Source organism: Pseudomonas putida, from assembly GCF_005080685.1.
In the GTDB taxonomy this organism is placed as follows: Bacteria; Pseudomonadota; Gammaproteobacteria; order Pseudomonadales; family Pseudomonadaceae; genus Aquipseudomonas; species Aquipseudomonas putida_V.
On record NZ_CP039371.1, the window covers coordinates 1,994,191 to 2,016,907 of the forward strand.

At 65.5% G+C, this 22,717-nt stretch carries 4 protein-coding genes; 2 read left to right on the forward strand and 2 right to left on the reverse strand.

Annotated elements, in window-relative coordinates:
* Window positions 1-200: 200 nt before the first annotated feature.
* Window positions 201-11,189: a non-ribosomal peptide synthetase gene (locus E6B08_RS09365; protein WP_136913747.1), complete on the forward strand. Its 10,989-nt coding sequence runs from the start codon at window positions 201-203 to the stop codon at window positions 11,187-11,189.
* Between the two features lie 42 nt (window positions 11,190-11,231).
* A complete protein-coding gene (locus tag E6B08_RS09370) occupies window positions 11,232-19,784 on the forward strand; it encodes an amino acid adenylation domain-containing protein (RefSeq protein WP_416194392.1) in 8,553 nt (2,850 codons plus the stop codon).
* Window positions 19,785-20,135: 351 nt separating this feature from the next.
* Here the strand turns inward: E6B08_RS09370 and E6B08_RS09375 are convergent, their stop codons facing one another.
* Both E6B08_RS09375 and E6B08_RS09380 read right to left on the reverse strand, forming a co-directional pair.
* Complete coding sequence (locus E6B08_RS09375) at window positions 20,136-20,984, reverse strand: N(5)-hydroxyornithine transformylase PvdF (RefSeq protein ID WP_136913749.1); 849 nt, start codon at window positions 20,982-20,984, stop codon at window positions 20,136-20,138.
* Window positions 20,985-21,009: 25 nt separating this feature from the next.
* Window positions 21,010-22,671, reverse strand: coding sequence for a cyclic peptide export ABC transporter (locus tag E6B08_RS09380; protein ID WP_136913750.1), 1,662 nt, complete (start codon window positions 22,669-22,671; stop codon window positions 21,010-21,012).
* Between the last annotated feature and the right edge of the window lie 46 nt (window positions 22,672-22,717).

Genomic DNA, 22,717 nt, shown 5'->3' on the forward strand with positions numbered 1-22,717 from the left:
TCTCTGATGGAGTTTGATGATGAGTGAATGAAAGCTGTTGAACTCGAATCCCTTCATTCAGAGCCAGACGAACGAGCGTTCGGGAAATTTAGTGCGCCAAGCAAAAGGGTAAATTCAGGCGGCAACCACTCGTACTGTCAGGCATTGGGCATCTCTTCGCCGAGGCTGCCTGCCTACCTGATTAAGCGGGGCTGTTACGCATGGATTTCGATAAGAACGTGGATCTGGTCAAGCGCTTCGTCCGGCTGCCGTTGCAGCAGCGTGAAGTGTTCTATCAACGGCTGCTGGAAAAGGGCATGAGCTTCGCCAGGCTGCCGATCCCCACGTTGCGCGAAGGCGATGCGCCAGCGCCTGCTTCCTATGCGCAGGAGCGCCAGTGGTTCCTCTGGCAGTTGCAGCCCGACAGCAGCGCCTACCACATCTGCAGCGTGTTGCGTCTTGAAGGCGCGTTGCAGCCCCAGGCGCTGCAGGCAAGCCTCGATGCCCTGGTGGCGCGCCATGAAAGCTTGCGCACGCGGTTTTCCCAGGATGAGCAGGGCATCCTGCAGCACGTCGTCGATCAGCGCATCGTGATCGACCAGGTTGCGATGCAACCGGGCCTTGCCGGGGCTTCATTGGGGCGCTGGGTCGAGCAGTGGTCGCGCGAGCCTTTCGACCTGGCCAACGGCCCTCTGCTGCGCGTGGTGCTGGGCCGGGTGAGCGACCAGGAGCATGTGCTGGTGTTGATCCAGCATCACGTCATCTCCGACGGTTTCTCGATGCAGGTGATGGTGGATGAGTGGCTGGCGCTATACCTGGCGTGCTGCACCGGTCAGGCGCCGGCCCTGGCGTCATTGCCGATTCAATATGCCGACTATGCGCTGTGGCAGCGCCGCTGGATGGAAGCGGGTGAACGCAGCCGTCAGTTGGCCTACTGGGTAGAGAAGCTGGGTGCGGAGCAGCCCGTGCTGGAGCTGCCGCTGGATCACCCACGCCCTCGATTCCCCAGTCACCGAGGTGCTCGGGTCAAGGTCTCGTTGCCCGCCGAACTGGTCGAGTCGTTGCGTTCGATGGCCAAGGCCCAGGGCGTGACGCTGTTCATGCTGTTGTTGGCTGCGTACCAAGTGCTGCTGCACCGCTACAGCGGGCAGGAACAGATCCGCGTGGGCGTGCCCATGGCCAACCGCAACCGCATCGAGACCCAGGGGCTGATGGGGTTGTTCGTCAACACCCAGGTAATGAGCGGGCATTTCAGCCCGCAACTGCGCTTCGATCAGTTCCTCAAGCAGGTTCGCGTTGCGGCGCAGGAAGCCCAGGCGCATCAGGACTTGCCGTTCGAACAGTTGGTCGAAGCGCTGCAGCCGGAGCGAAGCCTGGGCAATACGCCGCTGTTCCAGGCCATGTTCAACCACCAGATGGCCCGCAAGGGACGGTCAACGTCGTTGGCCGGTTTGACCATCGAGCATCTGGATCCGCATGCCCCAAGCGCCAAGGTCGACCTGACGCTGGAAACCCTTGAAAGCGAAGACGGCTTGCAGGCCGCCTTTGTCTACCGCAGCGAGCTGTTCGAGCCAGCCAGCATCGAACGCCTGGCCGCGCATTGGCAGCACGTGCTGCGGGCTGTGAGCCGCTCGCCGGAGCAGGTTGTTGGGGACATCCCGTTGCTGGACGACGCCGAGGGGGGCGCGTTGCTTGCGCAGTGGCAGGCGCCATTACCTGCGTCGGCCGATCAGGTGGCGGTGCACCGCTTGTTCGAACGACAGGCTGCCAGCGTGCCGGATGTGCTGGCCGTGGTCGCCGAAAACGGTCAGTTGACCTATCGCCAGCTGGATGCCAATGCCAACGGGCTTGCCGTTCGCTTGCAGGCGCAGGGTGTCGCCTCGGGAGACGTGGTGGCGGTGGTGGCCGAACGCACCGTCGAATACGTGGCAACGGTGCTGGCATTGATGAAGCTAGGCGCTGCCTACCTGCCGCTCGAGCCAGGCCTGCCGGCGGCGCGACAGGCCTATCTGCTGGGAGACGCTGGGGTTCGTTGCGTGGTGGGGCGCTCGCCGCAGCTTGCCGAACGGACCCACGTCGCTTTCGTCGAGTTCGTCGCCGATCCGGCGCTGGCACTCACTGCGCCGCCCGTGTGCTCGGTCGACTCGCGGCAACTGGCCTATGTGATGTACACCTCCGGCACCACCGGGCAGCCGAAGGGCGTTGGTGTGTCCCATGCCGCGCTGAGTCATTACGTGCAGGCGGTCAGCGAGCGTTTGCCAATGGCTTCGATGGCGACACTGGCGATGGTCTCGACGCCTGCGTCGGACCTTGGGCACACGATGTTCTATGGCGCCCTGTGCGCAGGCAAGACCCTGCACCTGATCAGCCGCGATTGCAGCGTGGATGCCCGGGCCTTCGCGGGCTACCTGGAGCAGCACGGCATCGACGCGCTGAAGATCGTGCCATCGCACCTCGAGGCATTGATGGCGTCTTCAGGCCCTGAGCAGGTACTCCCACGTGCCTGCCTGGTGGTCGGTGGCGAGTCGATTGGCGAACGGCTGTTGGCTCGGATACATGCGGCGGCGCCGGGGTTGGCGGTGATCAACCATTACGGGCCTACGGAAACCACCGTGGGCGTGTTGACCGCAGCGCTTGACCCAGGGCAGCCGGTGACCTTGGGGGCAGCCTTGAGCCGCTGCCGGGTCGCGGTGCTGAGCCCACAGATGCAACCGGTTCCAACAAGCGCGGCGGGTGAGCTGTACATTGGCGGCGCAGGCCTGGCCGATGGCTACATGGGCAAGCCGGCGCTGACGGCCGAACGCTTCGTTCCCGATCCGTTCGACGCGGCCGGAGGGGCGCGTCTCTATCGCACGGGTGATCGGGCGAGCCGTTTGGCCGATGGGCGCATTCGCTACCTGGGACGGTTGGACCAGCAGATCAAGATACGCGGGTTCCGTGTGGAGCCAGGCGAGATCGTCGATGCGCTGCAGGCGCAGCCGGAAGTGGCGGAAGCCGTGGTCCTGCAGAGGGATGGGGCAGCCTTGGTCGCCTACCTGGTAGCGGTAGGCGACCTCGCTGACCCCCGTTCGTTGGCCGACATCCTGCGCGGACGGCTCGAGAGCCTGTTGCCCGACTATATGGTGCCGGAGAGCTTCATGGTCCTGCCGGCGCTGCCCCTGACCTCCAACGGCAAGCTCGACCGCAAGGCGCTGCCGGTACCGGAAAAGGCCCAGGTACGCTATCAGCCACCGGCCGATGCCACCGAGCAGGCCATCGCCGACGTCTGGGCGCAGGTCCTGGAAGTGGAGCGCGTGGGGCGCGGCGATAACTTCTTCCGCCTGGGCGGGCACTCGCTGCTGGCCATTCAGATGATTGCCCGCTTGCGTCAGCAGGCGCAGATCGAATTGCCCCTCAAGGGGCTGTTCGAAACCCATGACCTCGCCGGATTCGCCGCCCTGGCCAGTGGCGTTGCCGAGGTACAGCAACCGATCCTGCCGCGCGAGCGCGGCCAGGTGCCGCGCCTTTCATACGCGCAACAGCGCCAGTGGGTGCTGTGGCAGTTGGAGCCAGAAGGCGCTACCTACAACATCCCGACGGCCCTGCGCCTGGTCGGTGCACTGGACGTGGGGGCCTTGCAGCGCAGCTTCACTGCCCTGATCGCGCGGCACGAAACCCTGCGTACGCGCTTCGAGCAGGTCGATGGCCAGCCGCTGCAGGTCATCGAGCCGCCGAGCCCGTTCAACCTCGAACCCGAGGCGGTGGAGCCCGCGCAAGTGCAGGCGTGGATCGACGCTGAAGCCGCCAAGCCGTTCGACCTCGAGCGTGGTCCGCTGCTGCGGGCGCGGCTGTTGCGTTTGGGCAGCGACGAGCATGTGCTGATGCTGACCCTGCACCACATCGTCTCCGATGGTTGGTCGACGCCGATCCTGGTACGCGAACTGGTGGCCTTGTACGAGGGCGATTGCCAAGGTCGCGAAGTTTCGCTGCCGGCATTGCCGATCCAGTACGCCGACTATGCCCAGTGGCAACGCCAGTGGATGGAGGCCGGCGAGCAGGCACGGCAACTGGCGTATTGGAAAGAGCAACTGGGCGATGAACAGCCGGTGCTCGAACTGCCGCTGGACCGCCTGCGCCCGGCGCGCTCGAGTTTCCGTGGTGCCCGTCTGCAGGTGCCGCTGAGCCCAGCGCTGAGCCAGGCGCTGCAAGGCCTGGCCCGCGAGCGCGGGGTGACGTTGTTCATGCTGTTGCTGGCTTCGTTCCAGACCTTGCTGCACCGCTACAGCGGGCAGCGCGACATCCGTGTGGGCGTGCCGGTGGCCAACCGCAATCGGGTCGAGACCGAAGGCCTGATCGGCTTCTTCGTCAACACCCAGGTGCTGCGTGCGCAGTTCGACGTGGGCCTGGGCTTCGACCAGTTGCTGACCCAGGTGCGCCAGGCGGCGCTGGGCGCGCAGGCGCACCAGGACCTGCCGTTCGAACAGCTGGTGGAGGCGTTGCAACCTGAGCGCAGCGTCAGCCATAGCCCGCTGTTCCAGGTGATGTACAACCACCAGAGCGCGAGCAAGACGGCGGTTGGCAGCGTGTCGGGGCTGGCCATCGAGCGTCTGGAAGGGCAAGGTCATGTGGCCAAGTTCGACCTGAGCCTGGACAGTTTCGAGAGCGAAAACGGCTTGAGCGCAGCGTTCCTGTACTCGACCGACCTGTTCGATGCCTCGACCATCGAGCGTTTGGCAAGCCATTGGTTGAACCTGCTCGAAGCGGTGTGCCGCGAGCCGGCGCAGGAGATCGCGGCGCTGCCTTTGTTATCTGAGTCCGAACGCCAGACCCTCTTGAAGAACTGGGACCACACTGGGCCGGAAGTGGTGCTGCCGCCAGTGCATCAGCTGTTCGAGGCACAGGTGCTGCGCACGCCAGACGCGGTGGCGGTTATCGGCCAGCGGCCTGGTGCCGAGTGCCAACTCACCTATCGGGAACTCAACCTCCAAGCCAACCGCCTGGCGCACTGGCTGATCGAACAGGGTGTAGGCCCGGAAGAGCGTGTAGCAATCGCCATGAGTCGTAGCGAGCAAAGCCTGGTGGCGTTCATGGCCGTGCTCAAGGCTGGCGGGGCTTATGTCCCGCTGGACGTCGCGTACCCGGCCGAGCGGCTGCTGCACATGATGCGCGACAGCCGCGCGGCACTGGTGCTGAGCGAGGCTCAATGGCTCGATCAACTGCCATTGCCCGCTGGCACGCCAGGCGTGGCGCTGGATCAGCTCGACCTGAGCAATTACAGCGAAGCCAATCCAGGCGTACCGCTGGCTGCCGGTAACCTCGCCTACGTGATCTACACCTCCGGCTCCACCGGCCTGCCCAAGGGCGTGGCGGTCGAGCACGGCCCGCTGGCGATGCATATCCAGGCCACCGGCGAGCGCTACGAAACCAGCCCCGCCGATTGCGAACTGCACTTCATGTCGTTCGCCTTCGATGGCGCCCACGAAGGCTGGATGCACCCCCTGATCAATGGCGCCCGCGTGCTGGTGCGCGACGACCGGCTGTGGCTCCCCGATGAAACCTGCGCACAGATGCACCGCCACGGCGTGACGATCGGCGTGTTCCCGCCGATCTACCTGCAGCAACTGGCCGAGCATGTCGAGCGCGAAGGCCATCCACCGGCGGTGCGGGTCTACTGCTTCGGCGGCGAAGCGGTGTCGCAGGCCAGCTACGAGCTGGCCCGAAGCGTGCTGAAACCGACCTGGATCTTCAACGGCTACGGCCCGACCGAAACGGTGGTGACGCCGCTGATCTGGAAGGCCGGCGTGGGCGACCCGTGCGGGGCGGCCTACGCGCCGATCGGCGAGTTGGTCGGCCACCGCAGCGGCTATGTGCTGGACGACGGGCTGGGCTTGCAACCGCAAGGGCTGGCCGGCGAACTGTACCTGGGCGGGCAGGGCGTCGCCCGTGGCTACCTGGATCGCCCAGGGCTCACGGCCGAGCGTTTCGTGCCCGACCCGTATGGCGCGCCCGGGGCGCGGCTGTACCGCAGTGGTGACCAGACCCGTTGCCGGGGCGATGGGCTGATGGAGTACCTGAGCCGCGTCGACCACCAGGTCAAGGTGCGCGGCTTCCGGATCGAACTGGGCGAGGTCGAGGCCCGCCTGCTGGCGCATCCGCAGGTGCGCGAAGCCGTGGTACTGGCCCAGGACGGGCCGGCAGGCAAGCAGCTGGTGGGCTATGTGGTGGGGTCGGACGCGGTGCAGGGCAACGAAGTACGCCAGCACCTGAAAACCCTGCTGCCGGACTACATGGTCCCGAGCCATGTGCTGGTGATCCCGGCGCTACCGCTGACCCCCAACGGCAAGCTGGACCGCAAGGCCCTGCCGCTGCCGGACGTGAGCGCCTTGCAGCAGGGCTACGTGGCCCCGCGCAACGAAACCGAAGCGCAGCTGGCGGCGGTCTGGGCCGATGTGCTCAAACTCGAGCGGGTCGGCCTGGAGGACAACTTCTTCGAACTGGGCGGCGACTCGATCATGTCGATCCAGGTGGTCAGCCGTGCGCGCCACCAAGGCCTGCAGTTCACGCCCAAGGAGCTGTTCGAGCACCAGACGGTGGGCGAACTGGCCCAGGTGGTACGGCGCGGTGGCGCGGTGGCCATCGACCAGGGGCTGGTCAGTGGCGATGCGCCGCTGACGCCGATCCAGAGCGGCTTCGTGGAAGCGGCGATACCGCACCGCGACCACTGGAACCAGGCGGTGATGCTGGCCCCACGCGAGCCGCTGCAAGCGCCGGTGCTGGAGGCGGCGCTGCACGCGGTGCTCAGCCACCACGATGCGCTGCGCGCGTGTTTGCGCGACAACGGCCTGAACTACGACGGGCCAGTGCCCGCGGTGCTGTGGCAACGCCAGGCGCTGGACGATGCGGCGCTGGCCGAAGTGGCGGAGCAAGCGCAGCGCAGCCTGAGCCTGGAAGAGGGCTTGTTGCTGCGCGCTGTGCTGATCGACCGGGGCACGCAGGGCCAGCGCCTGCTGCTGGTGGTGCACCACCTGGTGATCGACGGGGTGTCCTGGCGAATCGTGCTGGAGGATCTGCAACAGGCGTACACCGACCTGGCAGCGCAGCGCACATTGGCTCTGCCGGCCAAGACCGACGCCTTCAAGACCTGGGCCACCCGCCTGCAACGCCGCGCCGTGGACCCTGCGATCAGCGCCGAGTCGCGCTATTGGCACGAGGCTCTGTCGCACTGCACGCAGACGCTGCCTTGCGATTTCCCCCAAGGGTCGAGTCGTCAGGCTGATGCAGCCTTCGTCAGCAGCCAGTTGAATGCAACCCGTACGCGCCAGCTGTTGCAACACACTGCCCAGGCCTACCGGACCCAGATCAACGACTTGCTGCTCACGGCCCTGAGCCGGGTGGTGTGCCGTTGGACCGGGCAACCGTCGGCGCTCATCCGCCTGGAAGGGCACGGTCGTGAAGACCTGTTCGACGACCTCGACATCACCCGGACCGTAGGCTGGTTCACCAGCGTCTTCCCGGTGAGCCTGAGCCCTCAGGAGGAGCTTGGCGAGTCGATCAAGGCGGTCAAGGAACAACTGCGTGCGGTGCCGCACAAGGGCATCGGCTACGGCATGCTGCGCTACCTGGGGGATGAACCGACCCGGCAGGCCCTGGCGGCATTGCCGCAAGGGCAGATCGTGTTCAACTACCTGGGGCAGTTCGACCAGACCTTCGACGACAGCACCGCCATCTTCGCCCCTAGCGGCGAATACAGCGGCGCCAAGCAGGATGGCGCGGCCCCGTTGCCGGCCCTGATCAGTATCAACGGGCAGGTGCATGAAGGCGTCTTGCAGTTGAACTGGACCTACAGTGCCAAGGTGTTCCATCGTCAAACCCTGCAGGGCCTGGCCAATGAATTGACCCAGGAGCTCGAGGGTCTGATCGATCATTGCATCAATCCGGCGATCGCCGGGCTGACGCCCTCGGACGTGCCGCTTGCAGGTCTCGACCAGGCGAGCCTGGATCAACTGCCGGTGGCCGCACGCGACATCGCCGACCTCTACCCGCTGTCGCCGATGCAGCAGGGCATGCTGTTCCACAGCCTCGGCCAGGAGGAGGGCGGCGCCTACGTCAACCAGCTGCGGGTCGACGTTCGCGGTCTGGATATCGAGCGTTTCCGCGCTGCCTGGCAAACCACTCTGGACAGCCACGAGGTGCTGCGCGCCAGCTTCCTGAGTGGTCAGGCGCAAGCCCTGCAACTGATCCGCAAGCAGGTTACCTTGCCTCTGCAAGAACTCGACTGGCAGGGCCGTGAGGATCTGGCGGCGGCACTCGATACGTTCGCCGAGGGTGATCGCCAGCGCGGTTTCGACCTGGAAAGCGATGCCTTGCTGCGCCTGACCGCGATCAAGATCGAGCCCGGCGTGCATCACCTGATCTACACCAACCACCACATACTGATGGACGGCTGGAGCAACTCGCGCCTGCTGGGCGAGGTATTGCAACGCTATGCCGGGGTGCACATCCCCGCGCCGAAAGGACGTTTCCGCGACTACATCCAATGGCTGGGCGCGCAGGATGCCGCTGCCAACCAGGCCTTCTGGGCCGAGCAGTTGCAGGCGTTCGACGAGCCGACCCGACTGGCCCAGGCCATCCGCCGCCCAGAGGGCGCCTTGGCGCATGGCCAAGGCGAATGGCACCAAGCGCTCGACGAGGCCACCACCCAGCGCCTGATCGCCTTCAGCCGCCAACAGCACCTGACCGTCAACACCGTGGTGCAGGCTGCCTGGCTGCTGCTGTTGCACCGCTACACCGGGCAGGCCGGCGTCAGCTTCGGTGCGACCGTGGCCGGCCGGCCCGCGGCGCTGGTAGGCATCGAGGAGCAACTGGGGCTGTTCATCAACACCTTGCCGGTGTTCGCCCAGGTGCGCGCCGAGCAACCGGTGGAGCAATGGCTGGCACAGTTGCAAGCGCAGAACCTGAGCCTGCGCGAACGCGAGTACACGCCGCTGTATGACGTGCAGCGCTGGGCCGGTCGCGGCGGCGAAAGCCTGTTCGACACGCTGCTGGTGTTCGAGAACTACCCGGTGGCCGAGGCGTTGCAGCAGGGCGCACCGGCGGGGCTGGCGTTCGGCCAGGTGCACACCCGCGAGCAGACCAATTACCCGATGACCCTGGCCGTGACCCTCGGCCAGCAACTGAAGGTGCATTACAGCTTCAACCGAGCGCTGTTCGCTGACGCAGCGGTGCAACGTCTGGGCGAGCACTTCTTCACCTTGCTGGTACAACTGGCTGAGCGGGCCACCGCCCCGGTGGGCGAACTGATCATGCTCGGCTCGGCCGAGCATCAGCGTCTGCAAGGCTACAACGACACGGCGGCTATCCATCCCGTGGATCGCCCGATCCATCGCTTGATCGAAGAGCAGGTCGAGCGAACGCCCGACGCCATCGCCCTGGTGTTCGGCGAACGGCAACTCAGCTACCGCCAGCTCAATGCCCAGGCCAACCGCCTGGCGCATACCTTGCGCGAGATGGGCGTGGGGCCCGATGTACCGGTGGGGATCGCCGCCCATCGCAGCCTGGAGATGGTGATCGGCTTGTTGGCCGTGCTCAAGGCCGGCGGGGCGTACGTGCCCATGGATCCGGAATACCCCATCGATCGCCTGGGCTACATGCTCGAGGACAGTGGTGTCCGCCTGTTGCTGACCCAGGCCACGCTTGCGCAGCAACTGCCCTTGACCGAAGGCGTACAGGTGCTGTGCCTGGATACGTGCCCGCTGGCCGACGGCGCCGAGGCCGAGCAGAACCTGGCCAGTAGCGCGAGCGCCGATGACCTGGCGTACATCATCTACACCTCCGGTTCCACCGGCAGGCCCAAAGGCGCGGGCAACAGCCATCGGGCGCTGGTCAACCGGTTGTGCTGGATGCAGAAGGCGTATGCACTCGACGCAAGCGACGCAGTCTTGCAGAAGACGCCCTTCAGTTTCGACGTGTCGGTGTGGGAGTTCTTCTGGCCGCTGATGACCGGTGCACGACTGGTCGTAGCCCAGCCCGGTGATCATCGAGATCCGCAACGGCTGCTTGAAACCATCGTCGACAATGGCATCACCACGTTGCACTTCGTGCCGTCGATGCTCCAGGCGTTCCTGGCTGCGGCGCCGGTCGAGCGCTGCAGCAGTATCACGCGTCTGGTCTGCAGTGGTGAGGCGTTACCCCCCGAGTTGGCGCAAGAGGCGCTGGCGCGATTGGCTACGGCGCGCCTGTACAACCTCTATGGCCCAACCGAAGCCGCCATCGACGTCACCCATTGGCACTGCACGCGTGAAAACGCGGGCAGCGTTCCAATCGGCCAGCCTATCGACAACCTGCGTACCCATGTCGTCGATCTTGGCTTGCACAGCGTGCCGGTGGGGGTGAATGGCGAATTGCTGCTGGGCGGCATCGGCCTTGCCCGTGGTTACCATCTACGCCCGGCGCTGACGGCCGAGCGGTTCATTCCCGATCCTTTCGCCGTGGAGCCCGGTGGGCGGGTATACCGCACGGGCGATCTGGTGCGCCTGCGTGACGACGGTGTCATCGACTACCTGGGGCGACTCGATCACCAGGTGAAGATCCGCGGCCTGCGCATCGAGCTTGGCGAAATCGTCTCGCGCATGCTTGAACTGGACGCGGTGCGAGAAGCGGTGGTGGTCGATGTCGACCTGGGCGCGGGTACCCAGTTGGCGGCGTATGTGGTGCCGGTGCAGGGTCATGACGGCGACGATGCCGGCTTGCTCGAATCCATCGAGCGACATCTCAAGGCATGCCTGCCTGGGCACATGGTGCCGAGCTACGTGACGGTGTTGCCGGCCATGCCGATGAGCCCCAATGGCAAGCTGGACCGCAAGGCATTGCCCGCGCCGGTGCGTCGCGCCACCGCGCAGGGGCGCGGGGAGCCCCTGGCAAGCGAACTGGCCCGGCAGGTTGCCCAGATCTGGGCGCAGGTGCTGGGGCTCGACAGCGTGGGCGCAGACGACGATTTCTTCGCCCTGGGTGGGCATTCCCTGCTGGCGGTGCAAGTGTTGGTCAGGTTGCGCGATCAGTTGGGCCGGGAGGTGTCGCTTGCGACCTTGTTCGAGCACCCGGTGCTGGCTGACTTCTGTGATCAGCTCGAGCCCCAGGCCAACGCGCAGGACAGCTTGCAGGAGCAATTGGCTAAATCGCTGGAGGCTCTCAAACGTCTATCAACGGAGGAAATGAACGAGCTGATTTCTTAGGAGAGATTTTTCATGCAAGCGCTGCTCGACTCCGTAAAGTCACTGTCTGCGGACGAACGCAAGGCCCTGGCGGCCTTGCTTAAAAAGCAGGGGGTGAATCTGTATGGCGTCACCCCCATCTGCAAACGGGATCCGGGCCATCGGCCAGGGCTTTCCTATGCCCAGCAGCGCCAGTGGATTCTCTGGCAACTGGAACCCGATAGTGCAGGCTACAACCTGCCCGTGGCCCTGCGCCTGGTCGGTGCGCTGGACGTGGGGGCCTTGCAGCGCAGTTTCACTGCTCTGATCGCGCGGCACGAAACCCTGCGTACGCGCTTCGAGCAGGTCGATGGCCAGCCGCTGCAGGTCATCGAGCCGCCAAGCCCGTTCAGCCTCGAACCCGAGGCGGTGGAGCCCGCGCAAGTGCAGGCGTGGATCGACGCTGAAGCTGCCAAGCCGTTCGACCTCGAGCGTGGTCCGCTGCTGCGGGCGCGGCTGTTGCGTTTGGGCAGCGACGAGCATGTGCTGATGCTGACCCTGCACCACATCGTCTCCGATGGTTGGTCGACGCCGATCCTGGTGCGCGAACTGGTGGCCTTGTACGAGGGCGATTGCCAAGGTCGCGAAGTTTCGCTGCCGGCATTGCCGATCCAGTACGCCGACTATGCCCAGTGGCAACGCCAGTGGATGGAAGCCGGCGAGCAGGCACGGCAACTGGCGTACTGGAAAGAGCAACTGGGCGATGAACAGCCGGTGCTCGAATTACCCCTGGACCGCCTGCGCCCGGCGCGCTCGAGTTTCCGTGGCGCCCGTCTGCAGGTGCCGCTGAGCCCAGCGCTGAGCCAGGCCCTGCAAGGGCTGGCCCGCGAGCGCGGGGTGACGTTGTTCATGCTGTTGCTGGCTTCGTTCCAGACCTTGCTGCACCGCTACAGCGGGCAGCGCGACATTCGTGTGGGCGTACCGGTGGCCAACCGCAACCGGGTCGAAACCGAAGGCCTGATCGGCTTCTTCGTCAACACCCAAGTGCTGCGTGCGCAGTTCGACGTGGGCCTGGGCTTCGACCAGCTGCTGACCCAGGTGCGCCAGGCGGCGCTGGGCGCACAGGCGCACCAGGACCTGCCGTTCGAACAGCTGGTGGAGGCGTTGCAACCTGAGCGCAGCGTCAGCCATAGCCCGCTGTTCCAGGTGATGTACAACCACCAGAGCGCGAGCAAGACGGCGGTTGGCAGCGTGTCGGGGCTGGCCATCGAGCGTCTCGAAGGACAAGGCCATGTGGCCAAGTTCGACCTGAGCCTGGACAGTTTCGAGAGCGAAAACGGCTTGAGCGCAGCGTTCCTGTACTCGACCGACCTGTTCGATGCCTCGACCATCGAGCGTTTGGCGGGCCATTGGTTGAACCTGCTCGAAGCAGTCTGTCGCGATCCTGCGCAGGAAGTTGCAGCCCTGCCGCTGCTGGGCACCGGCGAGCGCCAGGCGCTGTTGCAGGCCTGGGACCACACCGGGCCGGAGGTGGTGCTGCCACCGGTGCATCAGTTGTTCGAGGCGCAGGTGCTGCGCACTCCGGATGCGGTGGCGGTTATCGGTCAGCGGCCTGGTGCCGAGTGCCAACTCACCTATCGGGAACTCAACCTCCAGGCCAACCGCCTGGCGCACTGGTTGATCGAGCAAGGCGTAGGCCCGGAGGGCCGCGTGGCAATCGCCATGAGCCGTAGCGAGCAAAGCCTGGTCGCATTCATGGCCGTGCTCAAGGCTGGTGGGGCTTATGTCCCGCTGGATGTGGCGTACCCGGCCGAGCGACTGCTGCACATGATGCGCGACAGCCACGCCGCGCTGGTATTGAGCGAAACGCAGTGGCTCGACCAACTGCCGTTGCCTTCAGGTACCCCTGGAGTGGCGTTGGACCAACTGCAGTTGGACGGCTACGACACCGCGAACCCTGGTGTACCGCTGGCTGCCGGTAACCTCGCCTACGTGATCTACACCTCCGGCTCCACCGGCCTGCCCAAGGGCGTGGCGGTCGAGCACGGCCCGCTGGCGATGCATATCCAGGCCACGGGCGAACGTTACGAAACCAGCCCCGCCGATTGCGAGCTGCACTTCATGTCGTTCGCCTTCGATGGCGCCCACGAAGGCTGGATGCACCCCCTGATCAATGGCGCCCGCGTACTGGTGCGCGACGACCGGCTGTGGCTGCCCGATGAAACCTGCGCACAGATGCACCGCCACGGCGTAACGATCGGCGTGTTCCCGCCGATCTACCTGCAGCAACTGGCCGAGCACGTGGAGCGCGAAGGCCATCCACCGGCGGTGCGGGTCTACTGCTTCGGTGGCGAAGCGGTGTCGCAGGCCAGCTACGAGCTGGCCCGGCGGGTGCTGAAACCGACCTGGATCTTCAACGGCTACGGCCCGACCGAAACGGTGGTCACGCCGCTGATCTGGAAGGCTGGCGTCGGCGACCCGTGCGGGGCGGCCTACGCGCCGATCGGCGAGTTGGTCGGCCACCGCAGCGGCTATGTGCTGGACGACGGGCTGGGCTTGCAACCGCAAGGGCTGGCCGGCGAACTGTACCTGGGCGGGCAGGGCATCGCCCGTGGCTACCTGGATCGCCCAGGGCTCACGGCCGAGCGTTTCGTGCCCGACCCATATGGCGCGCCGGGGGCGCGGCTGTACCGCAGTGGTGACCAGACCCGTTGCCGGGGCGATGGGCTGATGGAATACCTGAGCCGCGTCGACCACCAGGTCAAGGTGCGCGGCTTCCGGATCGAACTGGGCGAGGTCGAGGCCCGCCTGCTGGCGCATCCGCAGGTGCGCGAAGCCGTGGTACTGGCCCAGGACGGGCCGGCAGGCAAGCAGCTGGTGGGCTATGTGGTGGGGTCGGACGCGGTGCAGGGCAACGAAGTACGCCAGCACCTGAAAACCCTGCTGCCGGACTACATGGTCCCGAGCCATGTGCTGGTGATCCCGGCGCTACCGCTGACCCCCAACGGCAAGCTGGACCGCAAGGCCCTGCCGCTGCCGGACGTGAGCGCCTTGCAGCAGGGCTACGTGGCCCCGCGCAACGAAACCGAAGCGCAGCTGGCGGCGGTCTGGGCCGATGTGCTCAAACTCGAGCGGGTCGGCCTGGAGGACAACTTCTTCGAACTGGGCGGCGACTCGATCATGTCGATCCAGGTGGTCAGCCGTGCGCGCCACCAAGGCCTGCAGTTCACGCCCAAGGAGCTGTTCGAGCACCAGACGGTGGGCGAACTGGCCCAGGTGGTACGGCGCGGTGGCGCGGTGGCCATCGACCAGGGGCTGGTCAGTGGCGATGCGCCGCTGACGCCGATCCAGAGCGGCTTCGTGGAAGCGGCGATACCGCACCGCGACCACTGGAACCAGGCGGTGATGCTGGCCCCACGCGAGCCGCTGCAAGCGCCGGTGCTGGAGGCGGCGCTGCACGCGGTGCTCAGCCACCACGATGCGCTGCGCGCGTGTTTGCGCGACAACGGCCTGAACTACGACGGGCCAGTGCCCGCGGTGCTGTGGCAACGCCAGGCGCTGGACGATGCGGCGCTGGCCGAAGTGGCGGAGCAAGCGCAGCGCAGCCTGAGCCTGGAAGAGGGCTTGTTGCTGCGCGCTGTGCTGATCGACCGGGGCACGCAGGGCCAGCGCCTGCTGCTGGTGGTGCACCACCTGGTGATCGACGGGGTGTCGTGGCGAATCGTGCTGGAAGATCTGCAACAGGCGTACACCGACCTGGCAGCGCAGCGCACATTGGCCCTGCCGGCCAAGAGCGATGCTTTCAAGACCTGGGCCCGACGCTTGCGTGCACACGCCAACGAGCCAGGCTTTGCCAGCAGCTTGGCGTACTGGCAGGGGCAACTGCTCGATGCCTCCGATGCCTTGCCCTGCGACCGGCCTCACGGTCGGCAGACCCAGGGCGATACCCGCAGCGCACGTACACGCCTGGACCGTGATTGGACGCGGCGCCTGCTGCAGGAGATCCCCCACGTCTATCGAACGCAGATCAACGACTTGCTGCTCACCGCCCTGAGCCGGGTGGTGTGCCGCTGGACCGGGCAACCGTCGGCGCTGATCCGTCTGGAAGGGCACGGGCGCGAAGACTTGTTCGACGACGTCGACATCACCCGGACCGTCGGCTGGTTCACCAGTGTCTATCCGGTCTGCCTGAGCCCGAGCGAGGCGCTTGGCGATTCGATCAAGGCGGTCAAGGAACAACTGCGTGCGGTGCCGCACAAGGGCATCGGCTACGGCATGTTGCGTTACCTGGGAGATGAACCGACCCGGCAGGCCCTGGCGGCATTGCCGCAAGGGCAGATCGTGTTCAACTACCTGGGGCAGTTCGACCAGAGCTTCGACGAGCAGCAAGGCCTGTTCACTCCCGCCCAGGAAAGTAGCGGCGCCGGCCAGAGCAGCGAAACCCCGCTGCCGGCAAGGCTGTCGATCAATGGCCAGGTATTTGCCGGCGAGCTGGAACTGAACTGGACGTTCAGCCAGCAGGTTTATGACGATGCGACAGTACAGGCGCTGGCAGACGCTTTCACTGAAGAACTCAAGGCCTTGGTGAGCCACTGCGAAGCCACCCAAACCGGGGGGCTGACGCCGTCCGACGTGCCACTGGCCGGTCTTGACCAGGCGCACCTGGATCAACTACCGGTGGCTGCACGCGACATCGCCGACCTCTATCCGCTGTCGCCGATGCAGCAGGGCATGCTGTTCCACAGCCTTGGCCAGGAGGAGGGCGGCGCCTACGTCAACCAGTTGCGGGTCGATGTCCGTGGCTTGGACATCGAGCGTTTCCGCGCCGCCTGGCAAGCGACCGTGGATAGCCACGAGGTGCTGCGCGCCAGCTTCCTGAGTGGCCAGGCGCAAGCCCTGCAACTGATCCGCAAGCACGTGACCTTGTCCCTGGAGGCGCTTGACTGGCAGGGCCGCGACGACCTGGCCGCAGACCTGGAAGCGTTCGCCGATCGTGATCGGCAACGCGGGTTCGATCTTGAAAACGACCCTCTGTTGCGCCTGACCGCGATCAAGACCGGGCCAGACCTGCACCACCTGATCTACACCAACCACCACATCCTGATGGACGGCTGGAGCAACTCGCGGCTGCTGGGCGAGGTATTGCAACGCTATGCCGGGGTGCAAATCCCCGCGCCGAAAGGACGTTTCCGCGACTACATCCAATGGCTGGGCGCCCAGGATGCCGCTGCCAACCAGGCCTTCTGGGCCGAGCAGTTGCAGGCGTTCGACGAGCCGACCCGACTGGCCCAGGCCATCCGCCGCCCAGAGGGCGCCTTGGCGCATGGCCAAGGCGAATGGCACCAAGCGCTCGACGAGGCCACCACCCAGCGTCTGGTCGCCTTCAGCCGCCAACAGCACCTGACCGTCAACACCGTGGTGCAGGCTGCCTGGCTGCTGCTGTTGCACCGCTACACCGGGCAGGCCGGCGTCAGCTTCGGTGCGACCGTGGCCGGCCGGCCCGCGGCGCTGGTAGGCATCGAGGAGCAACTGGGGCTGTTCATCAACACCTTGCCGGTGTTCGCCCAGGTGCGCGCCGAGCAACCGGTGGAGCAATGGCTGGCACAGTTGCAGGCGCAGAACCTGAGCCTGCGCGAACGCGAGTACACGCCGCTGTATGACGTGCAGCGCTGGGCCGGTCGCGGCGGCGAAAGCCTGTTCGACACGCTGCTGGTGTTCGAGAACTACCCGGTGGCCGAGGCGTTGCAGCAGGGCGCACCGGCGGGGCTGGCGTTCGGCCAGGTCTACAACCGCGAACAGACCAACTACCCGATGACCTTGGGCGTGACCCTCGGCCAGCAATTGAGGGTGCACTACAGCTTCGACCGTTCGCTGTTCGCCGAGGCGGCCGTGGCGCAGCTCGGCGAACACTTCCTGGAGCTGCTGCTGGGCATCTGCGCAAACGCCAAGGCGCCCATCGGTGAGTTGCCGATGTTGCCAGCCAGCCAGCGTGACAAGGTGCTGCAGCAATGGAGCAACGGCGGTGCGATCGACGATGCGCCGGCTACCGTATTGCAGGCCATCGCAGCGCAGGTAGCCGCGCAGCCGGACGCCGTGGCCTTGATCTGCAACGGCCAGCGCTTGAGCTACAAGGCGCTCGACGACCGCGCCGAGGCATTGCTGCCAACCCTGCTGCGCAACGGCGCGGGCCCTGATGTGCCGATCGGCGTGGCGGTGGATCGCGGCCTGGACATGGTGGTCGGGCTGTTGGCCATTCTCAAGGCCGGCAGTGCCTACGTGCCACTGGATCCTGCCTATCCTCGCGAGCGCCTCCATTACATGATGGAGGACAGCGGTATGCGCCTGTTGCTCACGCAAAGTCACTGGGCGCAACAGTTGTCCCTGCCCAAAGGTGTCGACGCGTTGTGCCTGGATCACCCGCAGCAGTGGCTAGCCGACAACGAGGCCGGACGTCCCATGGAAGTAGACCCTCGGCACCTGGCCTACATCATGTATACCTCGGGCTCTACCGGCCGTCCCAAGGGCGTGAGCATCAGCCATGGTGCGCTGGCGGCGCATGCACGGATGTCCCAAGGGTTCTTCAACCTCGGGCGCGATGACCGTGTGCTGCAATTCGCCACCTTCAATTTCGACGGTTTCGTCGAGCAGCTTTACCCGGCGCTGATGTGCGGTGCCTCAGTGGTGATCCGTGGCAACGAGTTGTGGGACAGCGAGACGTTCTATCGTGAACTGCTGGCCAACGATATCAGTGTGGTCGACCTGACGACGGCCTACTGGTTCATGCTGGCGAAGGACTTCGCCGAGCGCGGTCCGCGTGATTATGGGCGCCTGCACCAGGTGCACGCCGGGGGCGAAGCGATGCCGCCGGAAGGGTTGGCAGCATGGCGGGCCGCAGGGTTGCAGCACGTCAGGTTGCTCAATACCTACGGGCCCACCGAAGCGACCGTCACGGTGTCGGCACAAGCCTGCGCACCTTACGTCGAGCAGGCCCAGACGTTGCCTGCGGTGATGCCGATTGGCCGGCCGTTGCCTGGCCGTAGCCTGTACCTGCTGGATGTCGATGGGCAGTTGGCGTCGGTAGGGGCGGCGGGGGAACTGACCATCGGTGGCGACTTGCTGGCCCGTGGTTACCATGGCCGGCCGGGTCTGACCGCCGAGCGCTTCATCCCCGACCCGTTCGGTGCGCCGGGGGCACGGCTTTATCGCTCCGGCGACCTGGCGCGTTATAGCGCCGATGGCGTCATCGACTACGCGGGACGAATCGATCACCAGGTCAAGATCCGCGGCTTGCGTATCGAGCTTGGCGAGATCGAGGCATCCCTGCAGTCGCACCCGAGCGTGCGTGAGGCCTTGGTGGTCGACGTGCCTGGGCCTGCCGGGCGGCAGTTGGTGGGGTATGTGGTGGCGGTGTTGCCCGGACACTCAGCGCAGCAGGTGGGCGATATCCTCAAGGCGCATTTGCGCGAGCGCCTGCCGGACTACATGGTGCCCAGCGTGCTCATGGTGCTGGCGAGCATGCCGTTGAGCCCCAATGGCAAGCTCGACCGCGCACGTCTTCCCGCGCCGAATGCCGAAGATGCCGGTGGTCGTCATGTCGAGCCCCGCACACCGCTGGAACGTCAGTTGGCCGCGATCTGGATGCAGGTGCTCAAGATCGATCGGGTCGGCGTGGAGGACAACTTCTTCGAGCTCGGTGGCGACTCGATTACCTGCATGCAGGTGGTCGCCCGGGTTCGAGACCTGGGCCACCCAGGCTTGCAGATCAAGGTCCGCGACCTGATCGGTAGACCGACCATTGGCCAGTTGCTCGAGCCAAGCACGGCGGACGCTGCGCTGTTGCCGCTCAACCGTGCGGTGGCAGGTAGAGCGCCGCTGTTCTGTGTCCATGGTGGGTTCGGCACGGTGTTCGACTACCAGCCCCTGGCCCGCGCCCTGGATGGCCGCCGCAGCGTGGTAGGTATCCAGTCGCGGATGCTGGTCGACGCTGGCTGGGCGGATCACTCGCTGGAAGCGACCGCGCAGGATTATGTGCGGTTGGTTCGCGAGCAGCAGCCTCAGGGGCCTTATCACCTGTTGGGGTGGTCATTGGGTGGCACGTTGGTGTCGCTGATGACGGCTGAGCTGGAGCGCCAAGGCGAGCAAGTCGCGTTTCTCGGGCTGGTCGACAGCTTTGTCGAAACAGTGGCGGTAGCGCCGGCTGCAGACACCTGGCTGACCGACCTGCACGGGTTCTGGGCGCTTATCGCGCCTGGCCTCGATCTTGCGCCGCTGCATGCCGTTGGCAGTGACGAGATGGATCAGGCGCAGGTCTGCGAATTGTTCGAGTCCATTCTGGCGAGCGTTGCCCAAGGCGCTGATCGGCAGGGCAATGGGTTCCTGGCGCTGAGCGCTGGTGAACTGGCCGGGATCTTCCATGCGGCGCGCAAGCTGCGCCGGCTGGCGGAGCAGTTCGAAGGTTGCGGGCCGGTGGCGGCCAAGCCGCTGGCGTGGTGGACACCGGGGCGTGAGCGGCAGGTTCTGCAATTGGAGCGGCAGTTGGGGCAGGATTTGTCGGGTGTTGCTGCGCTGGCTTGCACGCATGTGGATATCACTCGCCATGAGGCGGTGTTGGAGGCGTTGGTGCAGCGGCTTGGGTGAGGAGGGGCGCTGCGGTTTTGCGGTGAGTCGCGGGGTATGCGCTTGGGAGTTGTGGTGCCGCTGAAATCGAGCGCCGCCCGCGCGGCGCATCGCGACGCAAGGCCGCTCCCACATCTGTTTCGGGCCAATCATGTCTGGTAGCCCCGCGATATCTGTATTGCCGCCAAAGGCGAACAACCATGGCCTGACAGACAGTGGCACGTTGCAACAAATGTGGGAGCGGCCTTGCGTCGCGATGCGCCGCGCGGGCGGCGCTCGATGTATGCGGCACTGCACAACTCAAGCGCACGCCAAACCCAAAAAAAGCCCCCGGCCACAAGACCGGGGGCTTTCCTCACTACCCTAACCGCCTCAAGCCGGTGCCAGACTTTCCTGCCGTGCCATGGCCAGCTTCATCATCCCCTCGCTCAACGCCGGGAACAGGCTGCGATTGAAGTTGTTCCAGCGCAATTCCAGAATGGTGTCCTGCGCCGCGATAGGCGTATTGAGCACATCATGGATCACCTCGCCCGAGTCGATACCGGTATCCATGTAATGCAGCGAGGCGCCGGTCTTGTCGACCACCGGCACGTCGATCTCCTCCCGCGTCACCCAGTCCACCACCTTGCGTCCGCGGGCACCGCTCAGGGCGTCCAGGGTCGCGTAGGCGCCACGACGCTCATAAGGCGACTCCAGCCGGGTAATGCCTGGGTGGATGTTGATCATGCGGCGGTAGTAGGGGCTGGTCGGGCGCACCAGTTCGTCGAGAATCACCAGCAACCCGTCGACCACCACCAGATCGATCTCCAAGGCCTGCAAATGCTGCAGCAGCCGTTGCTCGAAAGCGTGCTTGCCTGCTGGCCGGTCACTGGAGCCAAGGGGCAGACTGCGATACGACGAAGGGATCGGAGTCAGCAGGTCGTTGACCGAACGGCCCTGTACCTGCAGTTGCGCCGGGTAGAACCAACGCTGGCCAGGGTCATGGCTGAAGCCATACTCGGCAAGGTGTTCGCGGTCACGTGGCGATTGCGCATCGTCATCGTAGATGATCGTCTCCAGGTGATAGTGATCGCCCAGTTCGGTATGTTCCAACTGCTCGACCAGGTACTCCAGCACCGACTTCATGTAACGCTGTTCGCCTTTGTACGGCACCATCTGACCGGCCTTGTCGGCTGCTGCATTGCGCAGCGACCACAGGTAGGCGATTTTCTGCTTGCTCATAGGAACCCTCCTTGAAAAAGGGGCGTCATGCCGGCTGCAGGGGAGCGGCGACGCGTTCGGTGGTGACGCGACCCTTGTCCATGCGGATCAACTGGTCGGCGACATTGAAATAGCGATCGTCGTGGGAAATCACGATGACGGTTCGGCCCTGGCGCTTGAACTCCGGCAGTAGCTCGGTATAGAAGACCCGGCGGAACGAAGGGTCTTGGTCGGCTGCCCATTCATCGAAGACCAGGACCGGGCGTTCATCCAGCCACGCATTGACCAGGGCCAGCCGCTTGCGTTGGCCGGTGGACAGCGCCGTGGTGCTGTAGCTGCCGCCCACCAGGCTCACTTTGTGGGCGATGTCCAGGCGCTCCAGGTAGCGGCTCACCCGTTCAGGCTTGTCCAGCGCTTCGGGGCTGAGGTCGTCGAACAGGTGATGGTCGGCGAAGATGGTGGTGAACAACTGGCGGTAATCGTCGCGTTGCGCGTCGCTGACGCAGCGCCCGTCGACGCGTACCTCGCCTGCTTGCGGGGGATAGAGCCCCAGCAGCAGCTTGATCAGCGAAGTCTTGCCGCAGCCGTTCTCGCCGACGATGAACAGGATCTCGCCACGCTCGATTTTCAGGTCCACCGGGCCGAGGCTGAAGGGCTCGCTGCCTTCGACCACCGGGTAGTCGTAGCGCACCGCAGCCAGTTCGAGCTGCTGGAACGGGGCAGGGGCGGTCGGGCGGCCAGGTTGCCCCTGGATCTCCGGTGACGAGAAACGCCAGGAAACATCGGCCACGCGGGCCAGGGCGATACGGGCACGGCTGACCATCGGCAGGTTGAGTACCAATTGCTCCAAGGGGCCTTTCATGTACAGCATGACCAACACGAAGCCGCCGAGCACGGTGCGTTCGGCGGCTGGCCACAGCACCTGGAACGCGATGGCCACGCCGATCACGGCGAAGAACAGCATCGAGCCGAAGGTTTCCGCGCTGATGAAGATGTTCGCCGCGCGGATGTTGGCCTGCGCGATGCGCTCGGTGACCCCTTCGATCAGCTCGTCGCGCAGGTGCCAGCGGCGTGGACGCTGGATGCGCAGCTCCTTGGCGCCGTCGGTCATCGCCTGGTAGTAGCCCTGCAGTTCGTCCTCGCCATCGCGTGCCTGGGCCAGCCTGACGTTGCCGAACCGCTGGGCGATGTACTGGGCGCCGACCCCCACCATCACGGTGAGCACGGTCAACAGCAGGATCTGCCAGGACAGTACGGCCAGGTAGCACAGGCAGGCCAGGGTGACGGTAAAGGCGATGACCATCGGCGCGACCGACAACGCGAAGGTACTGATGGTGGTGACGTCATTGAGCAGGATCGGAATCAACCGGTGCCCGCGAAACCGCTCGAGCTGTTCGATCGGAGCGGCCAGTACCTTGCCTGCCAGCTCGCGCCTGAGGTTGCGCACCACCCGCTGGCCGACGTAGTTGGTCAACAGCCGCGATCCTGTCGAGCAGCCCAGTGTCAGCATGCAAAGCCCGGCGAACTGCAGCGCCAGGCGCACGGTGGGGCCGGGGCCTTCGTTCATGGCATGGTTGATGGTCGCCAGCAGCGTCGTCACGCTCAACCCGCTGACGATGCCCATCAGGATGGAGGCCAGTACCGCCAGCCAGTAAGGCTTGAGGATGCGCCAGGTTTCGCCGGTCAGGCTGTTCGATGCACGGGTCATGTCGATGTCTCGCTGGGCTTCGTCAATTTGCGGGCTCCTTGAGGGA

Coding starts and splice junctions, on each gene's coding strand:
- E6B08_RS09365 (WP_136913747.1), top strand. CDS start 201: ATGGATTTCGATAAGAACGTGGATCTGGTCAAGCGCTTCGTCCGGCTG.
- E6B08_RS09375 (WP_136913749.1), bottom strand. CDS start 20,984: ATGAGCAAGCAGAAAATCGCCTACCTGTGGTCGCTGCGCAATGCAGCA.
- E6B08_RS09380 (WP_136913750.1), bottom strand. CDS start 22,671: ATGACCCGTGCATCGAACAGCCTGACCGGCGAAACCTGGCGCATCCTC.